This window comes from Halomonas sp. PAMB 3264 (assembly GCF_031954245.1).
Classification (GTDB): domain Bacteria; phylum Pseudomonadota; class Gammaproteobacteria; order Pseudomonadales; family Halomonadaceae; genus Vreelandella.
In genome coordinates, this window is sequence record NZ_CP134866.1 from 2,929,947 (window position 1) to 2,954,884 (window position 24,938).

Sequence of the window (24,938 nt, forward strand, 5' to 3'; positions counted from 1 at the left end):
TTGTTGAGTATTCTATTAACAGTATTACTGGCCTAGCCTATCTCTCGCAACGCTCAATCGCTTCAAAGGAGATAATAAATGGCTAAAACCTGGCTGATTACAGGCACCTCGACCGGCCTAGGCCGCCTGCTCACTGAACGCCTGCTAGAACGCGGCGACCGCGTGGTGGCCACCCTACGCCGTCCCGGCGCCCTGGATAACTTGCTGGCCCAGCACGGAGAGCGCCTTTACGTGGTGAACTTCGACGTGACCGATACGCAGGCAATGAGACAGGGCGTAGCGCATGCCTTCGACGCTTTCGGACGAATTGATGTGGTGGTCAGCAACGCAGGCTATGGCATGTTTGGCGCCGCCGAAGAAGCCACGGACGAACAGATCGAGCGGCAATTAACGACCAATCTCAGCGGCTCGATTCAATTGATTCGAGCGGTGCTACCCCACCTGCGCGAGCAAGGCGGTGGGCGTATCGTGCAGGTATCGTCGGAAGGCGGCCAAATCGCCTACCCGTGTTTCAGTCTTTACCACGCCAGCAAATGGGGCATCGAAGGGTTCGTTGAGTCGGTCGCGCAAGAAGTCGCTCCCTTTGGCATCGACTTCATCCTTGCCGAACCCGGCCCCACCGCTACCCAATTCGGCGAAGCGCTGGACCGCACGACCCCCATGCCCGAATATGATGAAACACCCGCGGGCGAAACGCGCCGTGCGTTAGCGTCGGGGGCTTTCGCCATTAAAGGCGATGCGATTAAAACGGTGAACAGCCTCATCGATACCGCCGACCTTCCCTCTGCCCCGTTTAGGCTAGCCTTGGGCAGCACGGCTTATCACTCCATTAGCCAAGCGCTGACGCAAAGGATGAATGAACTGGAGACAAACAAACCGCTGACGCTGGCGGTCGATCAAGATGCGTTCATCGCCTAGAGCGTGCCCTAAACAGAGGAGAAATTAAGCCGATGACGGCGCCCTTTCGGCTCAATACCGAGAGCCGTAAAAATAAGCGGGCCAGCCAAGTAATGCGTCTCTGCCTACGAGGCAAGGCGTTCGCTGACGGTGACAGCAGGCGATGACTGCCTCTAACCGGCGCTTGCCAACCAATGAAACTCGCCGAGCAAAACGCTATTATCCGGCTCAGTTATTTTTATGCCGACTCCGTTCGCTTTCACACTCTTGCTGGACACGCCATGCACAACCTCTGGATTCCCGTCGTCGCCATTGTCGTCGTAGCGGGTTTGATCTTCGGCAGCCAGGCCTACTCCGAGGCCCAGCGCGATGCCCATATTTCTGAAGCGATTTCGCAGCGTCTCGACCGCCAAACGCCGGCCGAGATCTCCAACCTGATGAGCGTCAACAAGGGCTATGGGGTGTGCGGCGACTATGCGCTTTCAGGCGCCGAGACCGGGCGCTTTTACTACAACAGCGCCACCGAGCGGCTCGCGGTGGGTAGTGACGAGGCGCTGTACCAGGATAACTGCGCGAGCGTTACGAATTAATCTTCCCGAAATCCAGCCGAGCGCATTTGTAAACCAAGCATTTGCACCTTGGTTAACATGGTGGCTAGAATAATGCAGTAAACCCATCCCATAAAAAAAGGTTACTGCCAATATGTACGATACGTCTCGTTCTTTCACACTCCCTACGCCTTCGGCTCTTTCGCACTACTCGCTGAGTTGGAAAATAGTCGCGGTCGTGCTGGGCTCTCTCTTTCTGACCCTGTGCTCCTATATCCAAGTGCCCATGGTGCCGGTGCCCGTTACGATGCAAACCTTCGGGGTGCTGTTGATCGGCGCACTCTACGGCTGGCGCTTGGGCGCGCTGACCACGCTTGCGTGGCTGGGTCAGGCTGCCATGGGCCTGCCGGTGCTGGCGGGCGGTGCCAACGGCTGGGTGGCATTTGCCGGGCCGACGGCGGGCTATCTATTCGCCTTCCCGCTGTGCGCGGCGCTGACGGGCTGGCTGGCCCAGCGCGGCTGGAACGGCCAGCGCGCAGCACTTGCCTTTACGGGCATGATGCTGGCCCACGTACTCTGCCTGGCCGCCGGCGGCGCCTGGCTTTCACAGTTCGTGGGCATGGAGCAAGCCATCGCCTTGGGTGTGACGCCCTTTTTGGTCGGCAGCGTGCTGAAATCGGCCCTGGCCACCGTGACGCTCAAGCTGATCGCCAGCCGCCACCGCGATAACGCGTGACCATCCGGCTACGCGGCCACCACCTGCTCTGCCTGCTCACCTATGTGGGCAAGGGCTACAGTGCCGCCTTCGTGGCCAACTACAACCGGCTCGCCCAGCGCCTCTCTGGCGGCGAGCCGGTAGAGCTGGTCGCGGGGCCGGATGACATCTGCGCCCCGCTGCTGGCCCCCGCCTGCGAGGCGCCCCACTGCCTGAACGACAGCGTCATCGCACGTGACAGAGCCGCGCTCGAGGATATTAGCGAGACGCTGGGCCGCCCGCTGGCGGTTGGCGATAGCTTGAAACTGGATAGCGCCACGCTAGCATCGCTGAGAGCGGCCTTTCGCGTTGGGCGTATTCGGCGGGCGTGCGTTGACTGTCAGTGGCATTCGCTTTGTACGGGCGTGGCGATAAGTGGTTATGCGGGAGTACGGGTCAACATTATTTGACCCTGTCTTACTCGAATTAGCTATTGCCCCCCCTAGACCTCGATGTCGGCCCTTAATACTAGCCTTGAAGTAGGTAACTCATTGTTGGCGAGCTTGTGTGAAAAAGAGGAGTGCTACTACGGCTTTTTTTAGTACCACATGTTTCTTTCACTCAGCGTTTATTACTTGATGGCGCGCCCGTGTTATGAAGATAAGACATAATGACCTCGACGGCGTGCGCTCGCCGCTCGGCCAGCCACTTCGCGTCGGCTAAATCCTGCTCGAAAATGATTGTTAGCGTGTCTCGCTGGTTTATATGAATGATCGACAGTGAAAGAATTGAGATGTAGAGCTGAGTCGGGTCGACGGCGCTACGAAACACCCCTGCCACCTCGCCGCGTTCGAGGGTGTCACGAATCATGCCCACCAGCGGCGTAGTCTGTTGCACCACCTTCGCCGATTTTCGTAGCATGCGACCACCCAGCAGGTTCTCGTTACGCACGAGGCTTGTAAACTCCGGGTGCTCGGCCATGTGATCGAAGGTGAACTCGACCAGCGCCTGCATCCCCGCAGCCGGCTCAAGATCGCTCAGGTTGAGCGCTTTTTCCTTGGCCCGCAGCTCCTCGTAAACGCGCTCTAACACCGCCAGATAAAGGCCTTCCTTGTCGCCGAAGTAGTGGTACGCCATACGCACGTTGCATGCCGCGGCGCGCACGATGCGCTGCATCCGCGCCCCGTCGAAACCGCACTCGCAGAATTCATCCGTGGCCGCCTGTAGCAGGCGCTCGCGCGTCTCATGGGCGTTACGGCGGGGTTTGCCGGTCTGTGCGTTCGACAATACGCCAAGCGCCTCGCTTTCACTCATTCATACATCCTTGTCTATTGTAGTGTCTCGCGCTATTGCCCTAACGCAATACCATCGCTGCGCGGGTCGTGGGCCGCGTATAACCCTTTTGAGGGATCGATTAGCACTGCCCCAGGGTGGCCAGCCAGCGCGCTCTGGGCGGGCATCGGGCTAACCTGGTGGCCACGACGGGAAAGCTCTGCAAAGACCGCCTCCCCCGCGTCCTCCTCCAGTTTCAACGTATCACGCCCGTCAGAAAACGTGCGCCCCAACAGAAAGCGTGGCTTTTTCAACGCGGTAAGCGGGTCCAGGCCGTAATCGATCAGGCGGGTAAGCACCGCCGCCAGGGTTTGCGGCTGGCCATCCGCCCCTTGGGTGCCGTACAGCAGGCGCGGCTTACCATCGACGCGGTACATGCCCGGGTTAAGAGTATGAAAAGGCCGCTTACCCGGTGCCAGCGCGTTGGGATGGGATGGATCCGTGTTGAACGCCGCCCCCCGGTTGTGCCACAAAATGCCCGTATCGCCCACGCTGACGCCGCTGCCCCAGTCGTAGTAGATCGTCTGCAGCATCGAAACGGCGTTGCCGAAACGGTCCGAAGCGGCCAGGTACACCGTATCACCATGCTGGTAAGCGTGGGGCCACGCCAGCGCGTTGTCTGCCTCAATATGGGCGGCCTGCGCATCGAGATAACGTGGCGAAAGCAGCTCTTCGAAGGGTATCGATGCAAAATCCGGGTCGCCCAGGTGGGCGTTTCGATCCAGAAAGGCGCGCTTCACCGCCTCGACCAGCAGATGGTAATAGTCCGCGCTTCCCTCTTCGATGCCGGCAAAATCGAAACGCTCGAGAATACCCATGATCTCCAGCGTGGTCATGCCTTGGGTAGGCGGGCGGTGGGCCAGCAGCTCGCCGCCCCGGTAAGGTATAGAGAGCGGCGATTCGACTCGCGCCCGCGTTGCCGCCAGGTCCTGAGCCGTCAACGGGGAGCCTGCCGCCGCCAGCCCGGCGGCAATCTTCGCGCCCAGTTCGCCTTCATAGAAATCCCGGTAGCCATGGGCGGCCATCGAGCGCAGCGAAGCGGCCAGCGCCGGCTGACGTAGAATATCACCCGGCTCGGGCATTTTGCCTTCCGCCATGAATAGCGACTGCACGCCGGGCATCGTCGCTATCTCGTCACGCCTGAAATCGAGCCAGAAGCGCTGCGAGGGCGTGACCTCAAAGCCCTGCTCGGCAAGCTCGATGGCTGGCGCCAGCAAGGCCTGCCATCTCATCCGACCGCTACAGTGTTGACGCGAGATATCGTGGGCTTGGCCCCAAGTGTCCACCGTGGCCGCCGTGGTCAAAAGCGACCCCGGCCCTCTATCGGGTAGCGCGCCATCGTGCTCGAGCTTGGCCTGAGGTGCCTGGCCAATGCCGGAGAGCGTGCGCACTCCGCCTTGGGCGTCGGCGATGATCATGAAGGCGTCGCCGCCCAGGCCGGTAAAATGCGGGTAGGTCACCGACAGGCAAGCGCCCATGGTGATCGCCGCCTCGACGGCGTTGCCCCCTTGGCGCAATACCTCGCGCCCGGCTCGGGTGGCGAGGGTGTGCGGGCTCGTCACCACGCCTTCCTGGGAGTGCGCCAAAGCGCCTGGGGCCGTGTTTGGGGAAGTTGCCACTATCGTCATCCTTGTTTCAGGCGTTTAGCCGCCGTACACCATATTGGGAAGCCACATGCTGACCGCAGGGAGGTAGGTCAGCAGTAGCAAGGCGATGAGCGCGAGGCCGATAAAGGGCAGCGCCCCGCGCACCGTCTGCATGTAATCGACACCCTCGAGCGTCCCCGCGACGAACAGGTTGAGCCCGAAAGGCGGCGTGAACATGCCGATCGCCCCATTCACGGTGAGCACCGCCCCCAGGTGGACCGGATCAATGCCGATGCGCGTGCCCACCGCGTAAAACAGCGGCCCGAGGATCACCATGATCGAGGAAGCATCCAAGAACATGCCAGCAATCAACACCGTCACGTTGATCAGCAAAAAGATGTGGTAGGGGTTCTCAGAGAGCGACAGGATGGTATTGGCAAGCTGGGTGGCCAAGCCATTACTGGTCAGAAACCAGGCCAGTACCGAGGCCGCCGCGAGAATGATCATCACTTGTGCGGTCGTGGTCGCCGCGTCGACCATGCTCTGAAACAGCTCCTTGACGCTTTTCTCGCGGTAAATCAGCGCCGCGACCAGTAACGCGTAGACCACTGACACCGCGGCGGCCTCGGTGGGCGTGAAGATACCCAGATAAATACCGCCCAGCACGACGACGGGCACACCAAGCCCCCAGGAGGCGTCTTTCAGCCCGGCCAGCACCTCGCGCCAACTGGGTGGATCCATCGGGGCGACGCCATCTTTTTTAGCGCGATACCAGCAGTACGGTAGCAAGCACGCGGCGTATAAAAGCCCCGCGCCCACCCCCGCCATGAACAGCGCGCCCACCGACACCCCGGTGACCGCCGCGTAAACGATCATCACCACCGAAGGCGGGATGATAATGCCAAGCGAGCCGGAGGAGACCAGCAAACCAATCGAGAACGGCCCGGAGTACCCCTCCTTACGCATCGCCGGGTAGAGCAGTGACCCCACCGCAACCACCGTCGCTGGGCTGGAGCCAGAAATGGCGCCGAAGAACATGCTCGACGACACCGCCGTCATCCCCATGCCTCCGGTAAAACGACCCACCAGCAAATTGGCGAAGCGGATGATACGCTGCGAGAGCCCACCAGCACTCATCAGGCTACCGGTCAGGATGAAAAACGGAATCGCCATGAGCGGAAACTTGTCCAGCCCCGCGAACAGCCGTTCGACGACGATGGCCAGCGGAATGTGGCTAAAGCTGCTCATCGTCGCCATGACCGAGCCGGCCAGGGCGATAAAGATCGGCGCCCCCACCAGCATCAACGCCGCCAACAGCGCTAAAAAAGTGATAACCATGGGCTCATCCAATCTGATCGAGGTGGGCGCTGGCCTGCCGGCGGCCGAGCAAAGCGCGGAAGAAATGCTGGGTAAAGCGAATGCCCATTAACAAGGCCCCTACGGGAATGGCCAGTTGCACGACCCACATGGGCGCCTGCAATGCCGAGCTTACCTGGCCGAACCGGTGGGTCTGCTCGGTGAGTTCGATACCGTAGAACACCAGAAAGGCGCAGAAGCCAATCGAGATCGCGTGCACCAGCAGTTCCAGAGCCCGCGCAATGGGCGGTGGGCTGAAGCGGCGTAGAATATCGATGCCGATATGAATGCCTTGCCGGGCGGCAACGCTGGCGCCCAGCAGCACCATCCAGACAATCTGGTAGCGCACCAACTCCTCCGCCCAGGAGAACCCAAAATTGAACACGTAGCGGGCCACCACGTTGGCAAAGAGGATGAGCGCGGCGGAGAGAATTAGCAGGCCGATCACGACCTCCTCGCTGCGCGACAGCCAGGCATCAAGTTTGCGCATGGCGCACTCCCAATGAGGACACTGCAAGGAAAAGAGAGCCAGCGGGATACCCGGCCGGCCCTCCCAGGAAGGAACGTTATTCTGCGCTGGCAATCGCTTGCTGGAACTCATCCATCAGATCGGCGCCGATTTCGCTGGCGAAGGCCTCGTGCACTGAGGCGGTCGCCTCACGAAACGCCGCCAGTTGCTCGTCATCGAGGGAGCTTACGTTGGTGCCACTGGCTTCGATGGTAGCGATGTAGCCCTCTTCGCGACGGGCGGTTTCTTCGCGCTGGAACGTGGTGGCTTCGCGCGCAACCTCGGTCAACAGCGCTTGGTCGTCCTCGCTCAGGCCATCGAACCAGCGCTGGCTGAACAGGAACGCGTAGCCCAGATACGCATGGTTGCTAATGACCACGTCCGATTGCACTTCGAAAAACCGCATCTGGGTAATCGAGACCAGCGGGTTCTCCTGGCAATCCACTACGCGCTGCTGCAAGGCGTTGTAGGTTTCTCCGAAGGCGATGGGCACCGGGTTGGCGCCCATGGCGCTGAACTGCTCCATGATGATGGGGCTCTGCATCACCCGCACCTTCTGGCCTTCGAAGCTCTCTGGCCCTTCAATCGCGTGGTTACAGGTGAACTGCTTGAAGCCACTCTCCCAGAACGTCACCCCCTTTAGCCCCACCTGCTCGGTGGTGGCGAGCAGATCGTCACCGGCCTGGCCGTCCAGCACGGTGTGAGCGACTTCCGGAGAAGGAAATAAAAACGGCAGGTCGACGATCTGCATGGCCGGCACGAAGCCCGAGAGCTTGGCGGTCGGGATGATGGCGGCTTCTACCGCGCCCATCTGCATTTGCTGGGTCACCTCGACATCGTCGCCCAGCGTATTGTTGGGAAAGAGCTGCACGGTGATCTCGCCGTTGCTGCGCTCCTCAATGGCCTGCTTGAAGCGCTCCGCTGCCAAATGCTGAGCACTGTCTTCTGGCAGGTCGTGGTGAAACTTCAGGTGTGTATTGGCGCTTGCAGTGCCGGCAAGGGTCAAAGCGCCCAGTGCTACGCTATAAGCAAGTACTTTAAGTTTGGCGTTGTTGAGTTGCGTTTTCATGGTGAGACCCTCTGCCAAGGCGCTGGTAGATGTAGCGCTCTACGTTGGTTGAGTTAAGTAACTGTTTACTTACCTCAGTACTTAGCAAGGATCGTGCCATGCCCGAGAAAGCCGTATTTCGTGGGCTTGGTCGCATTCATAAGCCATTTCGTCGCACCATATATGTGCCTTAAGCACGAAGGTGGTGCGACGATGGGTAAATTTTCGCCAATATAAGGTTTTTATCTGGCTCGTAGGGTAGTGACCGTATGCTTCAAGCCTTTTCTTTAGGTGTACTCTCGGCTCACAAGATAGAGTCGAACTCAAGATACGTCTTACGGAGATGAGGAATGAAGCAACTAACCGGTGGCTGCTTGTGCGGCAAGGTGCGATTCGAAGCGCGTGGCGAACCGCAGAGTGTAGGCACCTGCCACTGCATGGATTGCCGCAAACACCACGGTGCGCTTTTCTACGCGGCGGCGGATTACCCCAGGAAAGCGGTCGTGATCGAAGGCGAGCCCGCCTGCTACCAGGGGCGCTACTTCTGCGCGACCTGCGGCTCATCACTGTTTTCGATCAGCGAGCATGAAATCGAGATACACCTTGGTGCCCTCGATGCACCGAACCAATAAAAGCCGACCTACGAGCTTTGGAATATTCGCCGTGAAGATTGGCTCCCGCCCTTCCCTGACGTTGAGCGCCATGATCGGGACCGGAATCGAGCGCATGCGCCACGCGATAAGCTTTGAAATATGCCATGTGGGATCAACGTATCTGGAGATGCTTTCTAGCTTCAATTACCGATCGGTAATTTTTAAAAAACCTTATCGCGTTTTTTCCATAAAATTACCGATCGGTAACTAGGTGGTAGCACCCTACCAAAAACGAACCTATAATTACCGAACGGTAATCAAAAGCAGGCTTTCCATGTCGACCGATAATGCCACCGCCCCTACGATCATTCGTCAAAGCGAAGAGCTGGGCCAACTGGTTCGCCAAATGCGCAATGAACAAGGCTTGTTGCAGATGGATCTGGCAGGCCTTGCCGGCACCGGCAATCGATTCATCGTTGACTTGGAGCGAGGAAAGCCCACCCTTCAGCTGCAAAAGGTGCTGGATGTATTGGACTTAATGGGGCTAGAGGTGGTCGTGAAGCGCAAAGGATCTAATCGCCATGGCGAGTGACGCCGTCCTGACGCTTTATCAGGGCGAGAGACTCGTCGGGTGGCTATTTAATACCCAGCCATTGCGTTTTGAGTACGCCCCGGCATGGCGCGAGCAATCTGACGCAGTGAGTCTCTCACCTTCACTGCCGCTTTCGCAGCTCGTTCACGAAGGCGATAGCGTACTGACCTATTTCGAGAACCTGTTACCGGAAGGCGACTTGCGCCACCAGCTGGAACTTCGCCACCACACCACCACCGTTTTTGGGCTATTGAACGCCATTGGCGGTGATACGGCCAGCGGCTTCACCCTGCTATCACCCAATGAATCACCCGTTTTACCCCACTATAGGCCCACTCGTTGGGCGACCGTGGCGGCGCATCTACAAGCGCGCACCCAAGGCGCGTTATTTACACAACACGATAACGAGCCGCGTATCTCGCTCGCGGGGGCACAAAACAAGCTACTGCTGATGGTCATGCCGGATGGAAGTCCTGCCATACCGGAAGGCTCGGCCCCTTCCAGTCATATTCTCAAACCCGACATTCAAGGCTTGAAAGGTGTGTGGGCAACGGCGCTCAACGAAACGTTCTGCATGCAGCTGGCCGCAGAACTTGGGCTCGATGCGGCTGAGACGAGCTACCAGCCTGACACCCGCGCTTGTCTGGTGCGCCGGTATGATCGTAGGATTGATGCCCAAGGCAGCTTGCAGCGCCTGCACCAACTCGATTTCTGCCAGCTGGCCGGCACGCCCTCAACAATCAAATATGAAAGCGACGGCGGCCCCGGCCTGATACGCTGCCGTGAGCTCTTGCAGCAACAGGGCGCACCGGCTAAAGACATGCAGCGGTTGATCGGCTGGCTCTTCTTCAACCTGTTGATGGGCAATAACGATAGCCACGCCAAGAACCTCGCCATTCTTTACACCGCTGATGGGCCACGGCTGGCACCGTTCTACGACTTGATGTGCACCACACTTTACAGCGGCCTTTCGAGCCGTTTTGCCATGAGCATCAGCGGTGAAGACCGCCCCGGCCACATCGAGCGTTCACACCTCGAAGCATTGGCCCGCGCGCTGCGCTTTCAGCCACGTTACTTCTTGAAGCAAGGACTCGAACTGGCCGAGCGAATGCCGCAAGCCATCGACGCAACAGTCGCCTCTCTGAGTCATGTAGCGGGTAAAGGAACCGAACAGACGTTGCTGGAAAGGCTACAACGGCGGCTGTCAGACAACTGCCGGAAAATGACGCAGCGGTGGGTTGGCAAGCGATGAGCATGGCGCTCGCTGATCGGAAGATGTCGCGGCGATAAAGCCCATCTGTGAGCTCGATATCAACCATCCTGTTTCGGGTAGCCCTTACAGCGCGCTCGCAAGGGTGGGCTCGAACGGTATCGAGTAACGCGTACTACGCCCGCCCCCGGGCAGTTTGACGAGGCATCCCTTCTCCAGCAGTTCAGCCAGGTCCCGGGTAGCGGTGGCCTTGCTCACCTTCGCTAACGACTGATACTTGCGCGCGTTGATGCCTTGCGCGAACTCCACGCCGGCCGTATCCAGCAAGCGGTTCAATACCTTGATCTGGCGTTCGTTTAGTACAGTGGTCGCATGGCGCTGCCAGAAGCGGGTTTTCTCGAGCACCCGGTCGATTCTCGATAGCGCCTGCTCGAGTGCTGCTTTTAATGTATCCAGAAACCACGCAAGCCAAGGCGTGATATCCAGGCCGCCCTTTTGCGTGCTCTCGAGGTGATCGTAGTACGCCTCCCGGCGCGCCATGATCGCTGCACTCAGCGAGTAAAAGCGCACCGACTGCCGCTCGGCCTGGGCCAGCGCCCTATCCGTGACCGCGCGCGTCAAGCGCCCGTTGCCGTCGTCAAAGGGATGCAGCGTGACCAACCAAAGGTGAGCAATGCCCGCACGAATGAGCGGGTCGAGGCTCTCCGGCGGCTGGTTGAACCAGGCCAGGAACGCATCCAGCTCTGCTTCGAGCTGACGCCGCGGCGGCGCCTCGAAATGAACGGTGGGCCGATCGATTCGCCCGGAAACGACCTTCATGGGCTGCTCACCGCGTAGCTCGCCCACCCGCACTTTATCGATCACGCCCGAGCCCTGTACGAAAAGAAGGGACTGCCAATGGCACAGCCGCTCAAGAGTGAGCGGCTGATCCGGGTAGTGCGTCGCTTGCAGCAGAAGCTCGATAAGCGCCTCGGATTCAGGCGTCGTGCTGCCAGGAGCACCAGCCTGCTCCACCCCCAACTGGCGAGCTACCGACGAGCGCACGGAGCCTACATCCAACCGCTCCCCTTCGATCTCGCTGGTACGAATGGCGTTCTGAATGAGCGCATCCATTTCCACGCTTGCATCCGCATGCTCGGAGGCTGACTCCGTTCTCCCCACCACCCGGCCTTGCAGCAGCCTGAGTTCATCCAACATGGGGCGTAAGATGGGTTCACTCCATTCAAACGATGGCCAACCCTTTAGTTCCCAAATATACATGAGCCGATTACCCCGTCTATTTGGATCAATAAATGAGCCGAATATAGCGTTCATTCGGCTCAAATTGCAAAGTGATCATAGCAGCGTCACTCAGCGGCTCATGGTAGACGCTACTTTTATTGCGGGAACAATGTTGTGCCTGACACTACCGGACAACCAGGCTGACCGTAGAGTCACGCCTCGCCCGACACGACTCCCTCTCTCGGTTACACTAACGCGACCGCCTCCCAGCCTCTTCCCGACCGGTGATGCACCCCATGTCCATTTCCCAACGCCCTTCGAAGCTGAGCCTGCCGCAGGTCAATCCCGGTGTGTCGACGGTGCTTGAGTATCTGCTGCTCACGTTTCCGGCCATTGATGAAGCGACATGGCGTGAGCGCATGGCCACTGGCAAGGTGCATCGCGAGGACGGCACCTGGATTACGCCGGCCTCATGCTTCAAGCCCCATCTTCGCGTGTTCTATTATCGCGAAGTCGCCAGCGAGCCGGTCATTCCCTTCGCCGAGCATATTGTCTACCGCGATGAGCACATTCTGGTGGCCTACAAACCGCACTTTTTGCCCGTTACGCCCGGAGGGCGCTATGTGAATGAGTGCCTGCAGCAGCGCCTACGACAAAGCACGGGGATCGAGGCACTGCAGCCGGTGCATCGTCTGGATCGCGTGACAGCAGGATTGGTGCTCTGCTCGCTGAATCCCGAGACCCGCCCGCTGTATCACCAGCTGTTCACGTCACGCCAGATTCACAAGACCTATCAGGCTATCGCCGAGGTAGACGGCACTACGTCATGGGTGGGTCGAGAGTGGGACGTCAAGAATCGCATCGAGCCAAGCGAGCAGCGCTTTCGCATGCGGATTGGTGAGGGCGAGGCTAACAGCCACTCGGTGATCCGCTGCGTGCAGCAAACTGGCACCCAGGCGCTGTTTGAATTACACCCCGTCAGCGGTCGCCGCCACCAGCTGCGCCTGCACATGCAGTCACTCGGCTGGCCGATTTTGAACGACCGCTACTACCCGGTGCTGCAGCCGCTCTCGCCGGATGACTATAAGTGTCCCTTGCAGCTGCTTTCCAAGGGCTTCGAGTTCATTGACCCCGTGACGAATGAGCATCGATGCATTAAATACGATGGCGGCCTGACGCTTGAATAGCGCGGCGTTATCACTCTCCTATCCGTTACTCCGCTAAGCGCTTCTCGAGCCAGACCACCATTTTCATTTCGGCAATTGCATTCTGAGCTGAAAGACACCGGACTGTTCGCACCAGCAGATCTGAAAGGGGTCGCCCCCTTCAAGCCATATTATCAAGCTTGGTATTCAAGGCTTTAGGTGTTCGAGCGAGCGCTTAATGAAACCTTCTGCATGCAACTGGCCGCTGAGCTCGAACTAGGCGTCGCCGAGGTGAGCTACCAACCCGACACCCGCGTCTCCCTGATGCGCCGGTATGATCGTAGGGCCGATGCGTAAGGCAATTTGCAGCGCTTGCACCAACTCGATGTCTGCCAACTGGCCGGCACGACTTTTTTCAATCAAATACGAAAGCGACTGCGGCATGATTCGCTGCAGCGATCTCTTGAAGCAACAAGGCACACCGTATCGCGACTCGTCAAGAAAAGCTGGCCCGTAGCTTTTAGGCGATGGTATGCGTTACTTAATACGTTGATACATACGAGCGGGCTCTTCATTCAATGTAGTAGCACCTCATACTGCCAAAAGAGTAGATAGTCAGTGGCCAATATCTGCATCGGATCAGCTACTATGTATACTTTGCCATAGCTTGATGCTGACAGTGCCCAAGGAGAGCATGGTGTGGGTCGATAACGAAACAGATACTGACTTCCTCAATTTTTCCGGGGTTGCCGACACCGTTACAGAGATCGTTTACCAAGCCAATGGACGTCCTATTTCCGTTGGTGTTTCTGGCGCCTGGGGGGCTGGTAAGTCCTCAATGATCAAGCTCATTCAGGCATCGCTGCGCAACCCTCCGGAATCCGGGCAAAAGCCTGAAAAAGACTTTGTCTTTGTCGAGTTCAATGCTTGGCTGTACCAAGGGTATGACGATGCCCGTGCTGCGTTAATGGACGTCATCGCGTCCCGTCTACAGGAAGAGGCTGAGGCGCGTCAAACAGCTCTAGGCAAGGTTTACGAGCTGGGTGAACGTGTGAATTGGCTGCGGGTGGCTAAGATCATGGGAATTTCGGCAGTTTCTGTCGCAGCCGGTGTGCCGATGCCTGGCCTAATAGGTGACGCGTGGGGTTTGACCAAGCAATGGTGGTCTGGCGACGTCAATCAGGCGACGATTGACGCCACCCATGACAAAGCTGGGAAGGCGGCGGATGAGGCCAAACAGCTCATCAAAGCTAAACCCCAGATGCCTTCGCCGCCCAAGGAAATCCAGGCACTACGAGATAATTTCGAAGCTGTGTTGGATGAGCTAGGCGTCACGCTCGTTGTGTTGATTGACGACCTGGACCGCTGCCTGCCCGAAACTACTATCTCAACCCTTGAGGCTTTCAGGCTGTTCTTATTCCTGCGTAATACAGCCTTCATCATCGCGGCAGACAACGAGATGATCAAGCATGCGGTGCGCCGTCACTTCAATGGTGTCCCGGATGACGTGTTGGTCACCAGCTACTTCGACAAGCTGATCCAGGTACCAATTCGGGTACCACCTCTGGGGACGCAAGAAGTTCGGGCGTACATGATGATGCTTTTCACCGAGAACAGTGGATTGCCCAGGGAGGAGATCGAGTCCATTCGCGTCAGAGTTCGCGATCAGCTTCGGACAACATGGCAAGGTGGTCGGGTCGATCGGGCCTTCATGCAGTCCCTGTCTAAGAAATACCCTGCGGAACTGATCGGGAAATTCGACACCGCAGAGCGTCTCGCGGCGGTGATGACCTCGGCGTCTGGTATTCACGGCAACCCCCGGCTCATCAAACGTTTTCTTAACGCACTGGCGATCCGGATGAGCATTTCACGTGCCCATGGCGTAGGTGTCGATGAAGCGACGCTGGTCAAGCTGATGTTGTTTGAGCGCAGCGGCAATCCGAAGGCCTTTGAAGAACTAATGAAAGCGGTTGCGGCAGATAAGCACGGCAAACCAGAAATACTCGCTAGTTGGGAGGCCGATGTGAAACAAGGCAAGGACTTCTCTTTGAGCCAACCTTGGGATCACCCGTTTGTGAAGGAGTGGTTAGCCTTGCCACCTGCGCTGGCGGACAAGGATTTGCGAGGTGCCATTTACGTCAGCCGCGAGCATGCACCGATTATCACGGACGAAGATCGCCTTTCTTCGAACGCTGCCGGGCTACTAACCGCGCTGCTCGATTCGCCCGATATGGCACCTCAACTCAGGGGAGCTCTTGGGGAGATTGCTCCCATCGAGATCAGCGTCATCATGGATCGGCTACTCGACAACGCGGGTAACGAGCAGGAATGGGGCGTACCGCCCGTTTTGGATGCAATGCTGGTTATCGCTGACATCGATGGATTGCAGGGCCCGCGCCTCGCTGCCTTTTTGAAAGAGCGTCCACCCGCACAGATCCAAGCTGGGATCGTGCCAAAGCTCAAAGATGAGAGTTGGGCGAAGTCCGTATTCGATTATTGGCAAAGCCTTGATATCAGCCCCCCTGTGAAGGCCGCGATAAGGAAAATGAATGGGAACATCACAGAATAGCGATGGGCCAAGCAAAGGAGTGCCAATAGTGCCTTCGTGGACGCCTCCATTGCCGCCGATACCACTGGAACTACCTCAGTCTCAAGAGCCGCCGGCTCCGCCAGCCTCTGAGCCGCCAGATTCTGAAGAGGATCAGGTTGATCAGGATGGGCAGTCTGATGGCCCCCCGGAGGGGGATAACGAGCCCAACACTGCACCGCAGTCGCCACCTCCATTGGCGCCGCCAGGCCGCTTTGGGGGCGCACGCAAGGGATTAGGTGACTACGCTAGAACCGGTGATCGCAGCGGCCTCCAACGCAGCCTGAAGCACTACGTTAAACATGGATACGGCGGTGCTAAAACCACTACGGCTCGATTCGGTGGTACGGCGGCAGTCGCCTCGATTCTGGGCGGTACCCTCCAGTCGGTGGCAGAAGGAACCAGTCAGACCAATGCAAACCTCATTGACCCCGTCCTGCTGAAAGGTCGATCTGCCTCGGAAGTCATGGACGCGCTGGTCGAGGCCGTTCGGCCTGTCGATGGGACTCAAGATGCAGAGGCAGAGCGGGCCTCGATTCGGGGGTCGCTGTCCGATGTTCTCGTGAAGTACCCTAACGCCGATCTGCTGAACTTGGCCCCTGAAGAGCGGGCCTACGCGATCGAACGCTTCACCGCAATGGATGTGTTTCACCGGTACGAGCTTGATCTGGGGAAAACCGTCCAAGAGAAAGCCTCATCGGCTCTAGTTGCAGTGCGTCGGCTGAAAGAGATCAAGGTATACATTAAAGAGTGCGTCTCAGCCTCGTTTCGCTCCATTGCAGCCACTGGAGTAGGGCTAACGACCGGACGTATTTCCCAAGTCGTAACCCAAGCGCTACAGGAGACCTTTGAGGTCTTCGAGGGGTATATCGAATGAAGTTTGTTTGCGGCCCCGCAGGATTTCAGGTGCAGGCTGTCGATCCGGCGATGCCGGTGGTGATCTATGGCCAGGCGGAAAAGGGGCAAGTCAGTGTTGGGGGATACACCCGTCACCTGATTAAGAAAACACACTTGGAAATCTCACCTCAGGCATGGGATTTTCTGAGTATTGCCCTTTCCATAGTTGCGGCAGATTTCTCCGATCTACGCGCCAAAAGCGCAGACGGCTGGACGCGTACACTCGAACTTCATATTGCGGTTCAAGATCCTGTATTCTGGAATGCCCAAGCACAAGCGTTGGAAGCTGCGTTGCGCTTTTTGACGACGGACATTTGGACATTCGTCTTTTATTCTGGTGGGTATGGACCACCCGCTCAGTTGCAAGCATTTCATCCTCGAGAAGATTCAGTCGCCTTGCTTTCTGGCGGGATGGATAGCCTGATCGGCACCATCGACTTGGTCAGCCAAGGGCGGAATCCTTACGCCGTCAGCCAGATTGTCCGCGGTGATGGGCAGAAGCAAGACGATTTCGCTCAGAGTCTTGAGTTATCCAGGATCGGGCTCAATCACGTTGCCAAGTCTCCAGGACTTCAAGAGCCTTCCCAGCGGGCACGATCCATCGTTTTCCTGGCATTTGGATTGGCCGTTGCGACATCACTTGATCGTTACCATCAGGGTGATCGCGTACCTCTTTACATCTGCGAGAATGGCTTCATCGCGATCAACCCTCCATTGACTGTAACTCGGCTGGGTAGCTTGAGCACCCGCACCGCGCATCCGGAATACCTAGGTCGATTGCAACAGATCTTCGATGCTGCTGGCATCAATGTTCAGATTCAGAACCCATACGCGCTGAAAACCAAAGGTGAGATGATGGCGGGATGTCTCAACCAACATTTACTCAAACAGCATGCAGTGACATCCACCAGCTGCGGGCGTTTTCAGCGGTTTGGGTATAAGCATTGCGGGCGATGTGTTCCGTGTCAGGTTAGAAGAGCCTCCTTCATGCGATGGAGAGAGGTGAAAGACAGCACGCCATACGTGTATGACAATCTTAGTATCGATACCCCCCAGTATGGGCGCTTTGAAGATGTACGCTCTGTAGGAATGGCAGTAGCGAGCGCTGCGCAGGACGGTTTCGATCAGTGGCTAGGTCACAGTCTTTTTTCGCCGTTTATTATTGACAGGGCTGGGTATAGGCGAATGCTCGTCCAAGGTCTAGACGAGCTGGCGACGTTGCACGCTTTCTATGGACTTGGCTGAATGAAGCTGTACAGATCATTCTTTATTCATCTATCCATGTTCAGGCGAGCCTCTTAGATATTCGATGAATCTCTGTGTCCTGGTGGTAAGGAGCCTCGCTTATATCTGTACAGAACCTACGGTTCTGTTAAATATTACGCTCTCTCCATTCATTGAGCAGACGGCCTCAAGGCTTCCGGTCTCATGCCAGGAGACTACCGTCAGTCGACTCAAGGCCGGATGAGCGTTGGGCCACCGACCTGACGCCTGTATAGTGCGACAAGGATCGGGCGGTGCAGCTTGGGGGTCATCATTGACCACTGCACACGTGAGGTCCTCGGCTGGTGATTATCGGATATTGACAGCAGCAAGATGGTAGAAGCTGCCTGTCAGGAAATGACCATTACGGGCCCATTTCAGTCAACTCATGGCTTCGATGAACCAGGCAAACTAGATCAGTCAGTGCTATACCGAGCAGCTTTATCTGGCGTTGTGGAAGCAGATGGTGCTTTTCGAAGTATCTCAAGCTCTGTAGTGGCCGCTGCCAGTCGCGCAAGATAATCCTGCGTTGCTAAATTTTTTTGCACCTGCCGCCATTCCCTGAAACTGCCAGTTAGTCGAAGAATGTTCTGTTCCAATTGTTCCAGAAACGAAAGGCCTGCCTTACTCGGCCATAGCATTTTGCGTCCTAGCAGCTGCGCTTCCATCACGGCGAGCAGGGAGTCGGGAGGAGACATGACTGAGGACGTGTCGATGCCCGGAACCAAAATCGGATCTGGCGTCGGGAAGAAGCTGCTATCAAGCAGAGCACTGGCAAGCTGCTGCAAGTTCAATCTTTCAAAACGAATTCGTGATCGCAAACGAAATGGCCAGTCTCCTGAGCCGCTGCCTGGAATCTGAATGGATGCTCCGTCTAACACCTCAAAACTCACGTTTTCGATTCTTCCTTGAGTAAACGTCTGCCCAGAGCAGTGAAAATCATGTAAAGGTTTTGAGTCACCGCGCTCGTACGATTGCACTGCAAGACCGGGTAAAAACTCAAGATACCCGACCACCCATCCATCAGGATCCCAGCCAAGGGTTAAGTAGACTTGTTCGACCGCGTGAACAGTCCCGCTAACCACCCTTTTTTTTTCGTTGAGAGTTAGTCGAGCAGGTTTATTATCACGGCTTATCGCGCATAGGTAAACCCAAGGCCAGTACGACGTAGAGGGGGCAAGCACTCTATCCTGCTCCCAAGATTCGGGATTCAGGAGGTTCTCGTCATAAGACGCCCACATGCTATAGGCATCTTTGAAAAACTGCTTTAGCTGATGACGTTCGACAATAATTGCCAACTCAGTCTTGAGCAGCTCCCACACGGCTTTTACGGGTGGTAGTTGCTCATCATCAAGCCTCGCGGTAGCACTGAAAAGGTTTGATCCCTCCGTGAGCTGATTGATAACAGAAGATCGCATCATTCCCGCCAGCATTGCAGTAGCCAGCGCAAGCTTTAAATAATTTTGCGGGTGTGCACACAAGCGCGGTTCAGCCGTACGTTTGCTATTAGGCAGGATACAAAAAGTGTTTAAGGCATTCGCGGGCGCATCCGCGTTGTGTGGGATGCGCGACTCGATCACAATCGCACTCTTTTTGACCTTCTGTTCTTTCGCTGTCGTAAGCAATCTCCCCAAGTTGCGAGCGAGAGTCTTGCGTTCGTAAACAGGCATTACTCCTTTATATTCATTGATTTTTTCTTCAATGATGAGCGCGAGATATGCACTGTATTCCTGAGAGGAACTGGAACTGGCTTCCGATTTCATTCCGTCGCGCCCCTACGATCAATATCTATACGCATTACGGTTAGGCTGTTGCGCCCGGATATACCTAGCCCGGGTTGCTCGGGCCCTAGAGATTTTCTTGGTTAAGGGTGTCTGGACACGCAGCCAGATTTCACCGCGTTCGCCACGCTCGATACCAATAACCCGCCATACGCAACCAAAATCAGTGCCTTTCAAATGCACTAGCATTCCGACATACAAGGCGTGCAAAGGGATTGGAGTTCCTTCGTTCAAACGTCTGCGCATCTCGTTCTCCTCAAAATTGACATTTCGGGAGAAATTTTAGCTATCAGGCAAAATTCGTCTCTACGAAAATACTGGATTCATCAAAAAATCTGCATAGATCTGTTTAGCTTTTCTACATAGATAATGCTTGAGGTCGCTTGAACCAGGGGCCTCAAAAGTATCGTAAATGCAATGTAACCCACTGATTTAGTTTGCCAGTATCGGTCACGTACAACCCATCGCGGTCACTCAGCTTGTAGAGATTTTCCTAGGGCTTGAGATTTCGAAGCTTGGTATCAGTAAGCATAGCTTCCACTATTTCAATGAAAAAATACCTTGCTCAGAAAAGCACGGCAAAACTGAGCCTAACCCCAGTAAAACCGAGACTTCGGGCCAACTTGACACCATGCCAACCCTGAGATAATGGATATAGTATTGATCGTCATACATAGCATTGGATGCAGTTGATACCCCGTCCCATGCCACATAAATACCGTGCTTGAAGATGCAGAACGCTACCTGAACTTGCCAGACAAAAAAAGCCAAAAGCCCGCAATTACGCGGGCTTCAGGGCATTTTTTGCTAGATCGTACCGGTCAATGCCGGACTTAGGGTCACTCCCACTCAATAGTAGCCGGCGGCTTACTACTCACATCATAAGTAACCCGCGAAACCCCCTCCAGCTCATTGATCACCCGGTTGGACACCTTCTCCAGCAGCTCATAGGGCAGGTGCGCCCAGCGGGCGGTCATGAAGTCGATGGTTTCGACGGCGCGTAGCGCGATGACCCATTCGTAGCGACGGCCGTCGCCGACCACGCCGACGGATTTGACCGGCAGGAACACGGCGAACGCCTGACTGGTTTTCTCGTACCAGCCGGAGGCGCGCAGCTCTTCGATGAAGATGGCGTCGGCTTCACGCAGGATGTCGGCGTACTCTTTCTTCACTTCGCCCAGAATCCGCACGCCCAGGCCCGGCCCCGGGAAGGGGTGGCGGTAGACCATGTCGTAGGGCAAGCCGAGTTCGAGGCCGAGTTTGCGCACTTCGTCCTTGAACAGTTCGCGCAGCGGCTCGACCAGCTTGAGCTTCATGGTTTCCGGCAGGCCGCCCACGTTGTGGTGGGATTTGATCACGTGCGCCTTGCCGGTTTTAGAGGCAGCAGATTCGATCACGTCCGGGTAGATGGTGCCCTGGGCCAGGAACTCAACACCTTCGATCTTGCTGGCCTCGTCGTCGAACACGTCGATGAAGGTGTTGCCGATGATCTTACGCTTGGCTTCCGGGTCGTTTTCGCCCTTGAGCTTGTCGAGGAACAGGTCCTCGGCGTCGACGCGGATCACCTTCACGCCCATGTGGCTGGCGAAGGTTTCCATTACCTGGTTGCCTTCGTCCTTGCGCAGCAGGCCGTTGTCGACGAATACGCAGGTGAGCTGGTCGCCGATCGCCTTGTGCAGCAGTGCCGCGACTACGGAAGAGTCGACGCCGCCGGAGAGGCCGAGCAGCACGTGGCGGTCGCCCACCTGCTCGCGTACGCGCTGCACCTGGTCTTCGATGATCTGCGCCGGGGTCCAGAGCTTCTCGGACTGACAGATATCCAGCACGAAGTGCTCGAGGATACGCTGGCCCTGCAGCGTGTGGGTCACTTCCGGGTGGAACTGCACGCCGTAGAACTGCTTCTCTTCCCACACCATGGCGGCAATCGGGCAGCTCGGGGTCGAGGCGGTCACGGTGAACTCGGCGGGGGCCTGGGCCACCTTGTCGCCGTGGCTCATCCATACGTCCAGAAGCGCCTTGCCGCTGTCGGCATCCACGTGATCCTTGATGCCGTTGAACAGGGCGTTGTCCGAATCGATCTGGATCTGGGCGTAGCCGAACTCGCGCTTTTGCGAGCCTTCCACCTTGCCGCCCAGCTGCTCGGCCATGGTCTGCATGCCGTAGCAGATGCCGAAGATCGGAAGGCCCATTTCGAACACGCACGCCGGTGCGCGCGGGGATTCGAGCTCGGTCACGGATTCCGGGCCGCCGGCCAGGATGATGCCGTTCGGGTTGTACTCGCGGATCTCCTCTTCGGTGATATCGAAGGCGCGCACTTCGGAATAGACGCCGATTTCGCGCACGCGGCGGGCGATCAGCTGGGTGTACTGGGAGCCGAAATCGAGGATCAGAATCTTGTGGGCGTGAATGTCGGTCATGGCGGTATCTCTCAAGCAGTGTAAGCGCGGCCGCGAAGGCTTTGATAAGGCTCTAAAAGCAAGCGACGGGCCAAGGCCCGCCGCATCAATACTGACCCCCGGGGTTAGCTCACCCGGTAGTTGGGGGCTTCCTTGGTGATCTGCACGTCGTGCACGTGCGACTCGTTGAAGCCGGCGCCGGTGATCTGCACGAACTCCGGCTTGGTGCGCATCTCTTCGACGTTATGGCAGCCGGTGTAGCCCATGGAGGCGCGCAGCCCGCCCATCAGCTGATGCACGATGGCGCTCATCAGACCCTTGTAGGGCACGCGGCCTTCGATGCCTTCCGGCACCAGCTTCTCGGCACCCGCGCTCTTGTCCTGGAAGTAACGATCCGCGCTGCCCTGGCTTTGCGACATCGCGCCCATGGAGCCCATGCCGCGGTACGCCTTGTAGGTACGGCCCTGGTAGAGCTCGACCTCGCCCGGCGCTTCCTCGGTACCGGCCAGGAGGCCACCCACCATCACCGCGCTGGCGCCGGCGGCAATCGCCTTGGCCAGATCACCGGAGAAGCGCACGCCGCCGTCGGCGATCAGCGGAATATCGAACTCCTTGAGCGCGGCGGCGACGTTGGAAACGGCGGTGATCTGCGGCACGCCCACACCGGCGACGATGCGCGTGGTGCAGATCGAGCCCGGGCCGATACCCACTTTCACGCCGTCGGCACCGGCTTCGGCCAGTGCGCGGGCGGCGGCGGCGGTGGCGATGTTGCCGCCGATCACCTGAATCTCGGGGAAGTGCTCTTTCACCCAGCGGATGCGGTCGATCACGCCCTGGGAGTGGCCGTGGGCGGTATCGACGATCACTACGTCCACGCCGGCTTCGGCCAGTGCGGTGATGCGATCGGCGGTTTCCGGGCCAGTACCCACGGCCGCGCCGACCAGCAGGCGGCCGTCGCTGTCTTTCGCGGCGTTCGGGTAGGTGCGCGCCTTCTCGATGTCCTGGAAGGTGACCAGGCCACGCAGGTGGAAGGCGTCATCGACGATCAGCATCTTCTCGATGCGGTGCTCGCGCATCTTGGCCTTGCTGGTTTCGAGATCGGTGCCTTCGGATACGGTAACCAGCCGCTCGCGCGGGGTCATGATGTCGGCGACGGTGTCGCCCACATTGGGCTGAAAGCGCATGTCACGCTCGGTGACGATACCCACCAGCGTTTCGCCTTCGACCACCGGGAAGCCGGAGAAGCCGAACTCGTTCGCCATGTTGAGCAGGTCTTCGAGCTTGGCGTTGGGGCTGACGGTGACCGGGTCCTTCACGATCACGCTTTCGTGCTTTTTGACCTTGCGCACTTCCGCGGACTGCTGCGCGATGCTCATGTTCTTGTGGATGATACCGATGCCGCCTTCCTGGGCCATCGCAATTGCCAGCCGCGCTTCGGTCACCGTGTCCATGGCGGCGGAAACCAGCGGAATGTTGAGCGTGATATTGCGGGTCAGGCGGGTTTTGAGGCTGACATCCTTGGGAAGAACGTCGGAGAAGCCGGGAACGAGGAGAACGTCATCGAACGTAAGCGCTTCTTGGGCCATACGTAGCATAGCGGCAACACCCATTGAACAGTGGGAAGATGGGGCGAGGAAAATTAATCGACCATTATAGCGTTTTCGGGGATGCATCATCAATGTGGAGGAGCGCTCGCGCGGTGGCTAATTTCGAACAAGCAGTGCCGCCACAGGTGCTGAACTCGCTACGCGGCTGCTTCGATCCAGTATCTGGTCGAGGTAACCGACACGATACCGTGGCGTTTGCCAATGCAGTGATCGCCTACTGGTAGCCGGGGCTGCCGCCCAAGTGCCGGTGGGCGACAAATGCGCTATGTTACGTGGCCTGATGTATGAATTCCCGAATCGATCTGGAAAACGCCTTCATGAGTGCTCAAACGCCTACCGCCCTTTCTGTCAGCGACCTCAATAAACGCTCGCGCCAGGCGCTCGAGCGCGACATGGGCGAGGTGTGGGTCGAGGGCGAGCTTTCGAACGTTTCCAAACCCGCCTCTGGGCATATCTACTTCACGTTGAAGGACGACCGCGCCCAGGTGCGCTGCGCGCTATTTCGCCAGCGGGCGCGGTTCGTGGCCGCGCCGATGCGCGACGGCGACCAGGTGAAGCTCAGAGGCAAGGTGTCGCTGTTCGAGCCGCGCGGCGACTACCAGCTGATCGCCGAGGCGGTGCAGGCGGCGGGGCTGGGTGAGCTGTTGGCGGCCTTCGAGCGGCTGAAAGCGCAGCTCGACGGTGAAGGCGTGTTCGCCAACGCCCGCCCCCTGCCCTACCCGCCACGCAAGCTTTTGATTTTAAGCTCGGCCAGCGGCGCGGCGATTCGCGACGTGCTGGCGGTTCTCAACGCGCGCTGGCCGCTGGCGGACGTAACGCTGATCCCCGTGCCGGTACAGGGGGCAGAGGCGGCGCCAGCGATGATTTCGGCGCTGGCGCTGCTCAACCGGCAAAAGCAGCTCGACCCGGCACGCGACGCCGTGCTGATCACCCGCGGCGGTGGGAGCCTGGAAGACCTGTGGGCGTTCAACAGCGAACACCTGGCGCGGGCGATTTTCAACTCCCGCCTGCCGGTGATGTCCGCCGTGGGCCACGAGGTGGATACGACGCTTGCCGACTTCGCCGCCGATGTGCGCGCGCCCACGCCCTCGGCGGCAGCGGAGCGGCTGGTGCCGGATGGGCGGGCGCTTTTGCAGGCGCTGGGCCAAAGCGAGGCGCGCCTGACCCGCGCCGTTCGGGCCAGCCTTCAGCGTGAAAGCCAGCGGCTGGATCACCTGCGCGCCCGGCTCAAACATCCCGGCGAGCAGCTCGCCCAGCGCCGCCAGCACGTCGAAACCCTGTTCCAGCGCCTGCAGCGCGCCATGAACCATTCGCTTGGCCAGCAGCAGAGCCGTACCGCGCAGCTCGCCAAACGGCTGGCAAGCCAGGACATGGCAAGGCTACAGCAGGCCGAGCAGGCGCGCCTGGCCCAGCTCGACCGTCGCCTGAAAAGCGCGGTGGCGCGCACGCTGGAGGCGCGCCGCGCAAGGCTTTCGAGCGTTGCCCGCGAGCTCAACGCAGTGAGCCCGCTGGCCGTACTGGGCCGAGGCTACGCCATCGCTCAGGACAGCGCCGGCCAGGTGGTGCGCCGCGCCGAGGACACCGCGCCGGGCCAGACGCTGTCGCTGCGTTTGGGAGAGGGCCGCCTGAGCGTGGAGGTCAAACGCCGCCACAAAAAATAGCGCCCGGCGGTGGCCG

At 58.3% G+C, this 24,938-nt stretch carries 21 protein-coding genes; 12 read left to right on the forward strand and 9 right to left on the reverse strand.

Going from position 1 to position 24,938, the window contains the following annotated elements:
* Positions 1–78: 78 nt before the first annotated feature.
* The 4 genes from RN347_RS13255 (at position 79) to RN347_RS13270 (ending at position 2,609) form a co-directional block, all read left to right on the forward strand.
* A complete protein-coding gene (locus tag RN347_RS13255) occupies positions 79–918 on the forward strand; it encodes an SDR family oxidoreductase (RefSeq protein WP_311958531.1) in 840 nt (279 codons plus the stop codon).
* Between the two features lie 260 nt (positions 919–1,178).
* Positions 1,179–1,487: a hypothetical protein gene (locus RN347_RS13260; protein WP_311958532.1), complete on the forward strand. Its 309-nt coding sequence runs from the start codon at positions 1,179–1,181 to the stop codon at positions 1,485–1,487.
* Between the two features lie 196 nt (positions 1,488–1,683).
* Complete coding sequence (locus RN347_RS13265) at positions 1,684–2,181, forward strand: biotin transporter BioY (RefSeq protein ID WP_311958533.1); 498 nt, start codon at positions 1,684–1,686, stop codon at positions 2,179–2,181.
* On the forward strand, positions 2,178–2,609 hold the full coding sequence (locus tag RN347_RS13270) for a DUF1284 domain-containing protein (RefSeq protein WP_311958534.1): 432 nt from the start codon (positions 2,178–2,180) through the stop codon (positions 2,607–2,609). The genes RN347_RS13265 and RN347_RS13270 overlap by 4 nt, the downstream gene beginning before the upstream one ends.
* Positions 2,610–2,760: 151 nt before the next feature.
* Here the strand turns inward: RN347_RS13270 and RN347_RS13275 are convergent, their stop codons facing one another.
* The 5 genes from RN347_RS13275 to RN347_RS13295 form a co-directional block, all read right to left on the reverse strand.
* Positions 2,761–3,453, reverse strand: coding sequence for a TetR family transcriptional regulator (locus RN347_RS13275; RefSeq protein WP_263586321.1), 693 nt, complete (start codon positions 3,451–3,453; stop codon positions 2,761–2,763).
* A 32-nt stretch (positions 3,454–3,485) separates the two neighbouring features.
* A complete protein-coding gene (ggt, locus tag RN347_RS13280; RefSeq protein WP_263586320.1) occupies positions 3,486–5,090 on the reverse strand; it encodes a gamma-glutamyltransferase in 1,605 nt (534 codons plus the stop codon).
* Positions 5,091–5,114: 24 nt separating this feature from the next.
* Complete coding sequence (locus RN347_RS13285) at positions 5,115–6,395, reverse strand: TRAP transporter large permease (RefSeq protein WP_311958535.1); 1,281 nt, start codon at positions 6,393–6,395, stop codon at positions 5,115–5,117.
* 4 nt (positions 6,396–6,399) lie between these two features.
* Entirely contained in the window at positions 6,400–6,903 is a 504-nt protein-coding gene (locus RN347_RS13290; RefSeq protein WP_263586318.1) for a TRAP transporter small permease, read from the reverse strand.
* Between the two features lie 76 nt (positions 6,904–6,979).
* Positions 6,980–7,990 (reverse strand): TRAP transporter substrate-binding protein, encoded by a 1,011-nt coding sequence (locus RN347_RS13295; protein WP_263586317.1) that lies wholly within the window; start codon positions 7,988–7,990, stop codon positions 6,980–6,982.
* Positions 7,991–8,319: 329 nt separating this feature from the next.
* Here RN347_RS13295 and RN347_RS13300 point away from each other — a divergent pair, with 329 nt between their 5' ends.
* From RN347_RS13300 to RN347_RS13310, 3 genes are all read left to right on the forward strand, one after another.
* Positions 8,320–8,601 carry a GFA family protein gene (locus RN347_RS13300; protein ID WP_311958536.1) on the forward strand — a complete coding sequence of 94 codons (282 nt, stop codon included), beginning with the start codon at positions 8,320–8,322 and terminating at the stop codon, positions 8,599–8,601.
* Positions 8,602–8,896: 295 nt separating this feature from the next.
* Entirely contained in the window at positions 8,897–9,154 is a 258-nt protein-coding gene (locus tag RN347_RS13305; RefSeq protein ID WP_263586315.1) for a helix-turn-helix transcriptional regulator, read from the forward strand.
* Positions 9,144–10,406: a type II toxin-antitoxin system HipA family toxin gene (locus tag RN347_RS13310; RefSeq protein ID WP_311958537.1), complete on the forward strand. Its 1,263-nt coding sequence runs from the start codon at positions 9,144–9,146 to the stop codon at positions 10,404–10,406. The genes RN347_RS13305 and RN347_RS13310 overlap by 11 nt, the downstream gene beginning before the upstream one ends.
* A gap of 84 nt (positions 10,407–10,490) precedes the next feature.
* Here the strand turns inward: RN347_RS13310 and RN347_RS13315 are convergent, their stop codons facing one another.
* Complete coding sequence (locus RN347_RS13315) at positions 10,491–11,624, reverse strand: Fic family protein (RefSeq protein ID WP_409365758.1); 1,134 nt, start codon at positions 11,622–11,624, stop codon at positions 10,491–10,493.
* A 257-nt stretch (positions 11,625–11,881) separates the two neighbouring features.
* Here RN347_RS13315 and RN347_RS13320 point away from each other — a divergent pair, with 257 nt between their 5' ends.
* The 4 genes from RN347_RS13320 to qatC all read left to right on the forward strand — a co-directional run bounded on the left by RN347_RS13320 (position 11,882) and on the right by qatC (position 17,459).
* Positions 11,882–12,772, forward strand: coding sequence for a pseudouridine synthase (locus tag RN347_RS13320; protein ID WP_311958539.1), 891 nt, complete (start codon positions 11,882–11,884; stop codon positions 12,770–12,772).
* A gap of 652 nt (positions 12,773–13,424) precedes the next feature.
* Positions 13,425–15,299, forward strand: a complete 1,875-nt coding sequence (locus RN347_RS13325; protein WP_311958540.1) for a P-loop NTPase fold protein — start codon at positions 13,425–13,427, stop codon at positions 15,297–15,299.
* On the forward strand, positions 15,280–16,194 hold the full coding sequence (gene qatB / locus RN347_RS13330; RefSeq protein WP_311958541.1) for a Qat anti-phage system associated protein QatB: 915 nt from the start codon (positions 15,280–15,282) through the stop codon (positions 16,192–16,194). Before RN347_RS13325 ends, qatB begins: the two co-directional genes overlap by 20 nt.
* Positions 16,195–16,223: 29 nt before the next feature.
* Positions 16,224–17,459, forward strand: coding sequence for a Qat anti-phage system QueC-like protein QatC (gene qatC / locus RN347_RS13335; RefSeq protein ID WP_311958542.1), 1,236 nt, complete (start codon positions 16,224–16,226; stop codon positions 17,457–17,459).
* A 434-nt stretch (positions 17,460–17,893) separates the two neighbouring features.
* Here qatC and RN347_RS13340 read toward each other — a convergent pair whose 3' ends face one another.
* The 3 genes from RN347_RS13340 to guaB all read right to left on the reverse strand — a co-directional run bounded on the left by RN347_RS13340 (position 17,894) and on the right by guaB (position 23,249).
* Positions 17,894–19,240: a hypothetical protein gene (locus RN347_RS13340; RefSeq protein WP_311958543.1), complete on the reverse strand. Its 1,347-nt coding sequence runs from the start codon at positions 19,238–19,240 to the stop codon at positions 17,894–17,896.
* A gap of 857 nt (positions 19,241–20,097) precedes the next feature.
* Entirely contained in the window at positions 20,098–21,675 is a 1,578-nt protein-coding gene (guaA, locus tag RN347_RS13345; protein ID WP_311958544.1) for a glutamine-hydrolyzing GMP synthase, read from the reverse strand.
* A 104-nt stretch (positions 21,676–21,779) separates the two neighbouring features.
* Complete coding sequence (guaB, locus tag RN347_RS13350; protein ID WP_311958545.1) at positions 21,780–23,249, reverse strand: IMP dehydrogenase; 1,470 nt, start codon at positions 23,247–23,249, stop codon at positions 21,780–21,782.
* A 329-nt stretch (positions 23,250–23,578) separates the two neighbouring features.
* Here guaB and xseA point away from each other — a divergent pair, with 329 nt between their 5' ends.
* The gene (gene xseA, locus RN347_RS13355) at positions 23,579–24,922 is read left to right on the forward strand and encodes an exodeoxyribonuclease VII large subunit (RefSeq protein ID WP_409365782.1); all 1,344 of its coding nucleotides are present in this window, start codon (positions 23,579–23,581) and stop codon (positions 24,920–24,922) included.
* Positions 24,923–24,938: the final 16 nt, after the last annotated feature.

Coding starts and splice junctions, on each gene's coding strand:
- guaA (WP_311958544.1), bottom strand. CDS start 21,675: ATGACCGACATTCACGCCCACAAGATTCTGATCCTCGATTTCGGCTCC.
- RN347_RS13295 (WP_263586317.1), bottom strand. CDS start 7,990: ATGAAAACGCAACTCAACAACGCCAAACTTAAAGTACTTGCTTATAGC.
- RN347_RS13300 (WP_311958536.1), top strand. CDS start 8,320: ATGAAGCAACTAACCGGTGGCTGCTTGTGCGGCAAGGTGCGATTCGAA.
- RN347_RS13290 (WP_263586318.1), bottom strand. CDS start 6,903: ATGCGCAAACTTGATGCCTGGCTGTCGCGCAGCGAGGAGGTCGTGATC.
- RN347_RS13320 (WP_311958539.1), top strand. CDS start 11,882: ATGTCCATTTCCCAACGCCCTTCGAAGCTGAGCCTGCCGCAGGTCAAT.
- RN347_RS13285 (WP_311958535.1), bottom strand. CDS start 6,395: ATGGTTATCACTTTTTTAGCGCTGTTGGCGGCGTTGATGCTGGTGGGG.
- RN347_RS13255 (WP_311958531.1), top strand. CDS start 79: ATGGCTAAAACCTGGCTGATTACAGGCACCTCGACCGGCCTAGGCCGC.
- xseA (WP_409365782.1), top strand. CDS start 23,579: ATGAGTGCTCAAACGCCTACCGCCCTTTCTGTCAGCGACCTCAATAAA.
- RN347_RS13315 (WP_409365758.1), bottom strand. CDS start 11,624: ATGTATATTTGGGAACTAAAGGGTTGGCCATCGTTTGAATGGAGTGAA.
- RN347_RS13260 (WP_311958532.1), top strand. CDS start 1,179: ATGCACAACCTCTGGATTCCCGTCGTCGCCATTGTCGTCGTAGCGGGT.
- qatB (WP_311958541.1), top strand. CDS start 15,280: ATGGGAACATCACAGAATAGCGATGGGCCAAGCAAAGGAGTGCCAATA.
- guaB (WP_311958545.1), bottom strand. CDS start 23,249: ATGCTACGTATGGCCCAAGAAGCGCTTACGTTCGATGACGTTCTCCTC.
- RN347_RS13310 (WP_311958537.1), top strand. CDS start 9,144: ATGGCGAGTGACGCCGTCCTGACGCTTTATCAGGGCGAGAGACTCGTC.
- RN347_RS13305 (WP_263586315.1), top strand. CDS start 8,897: ATGTCGACCGATAATGCCACCGCCCCTACGATCATTCGTCAAAGCGAA.
- RN347_RS13275 (WP_263586321.1), bottom strand. CDS start 3,453: ATGAGTGAAAGCGAGGCGCTTGGCGTATTGTCGAACGCACAGACCGGC.
- RN347_RS13325 (WP_311958540.1), top strand. CDS start 13,425: ATGGTGTGGGTCGATAACGAAACAGATACTGACTTCCTCAATTTTTCC.
- RN347_RS13340 (WP_311958543.1), bottom strand. CDS start 19,240: ATGAAATCGGAAGCCAGTTCCAGTTCCTCTCAGGAATACAGTGCATAT.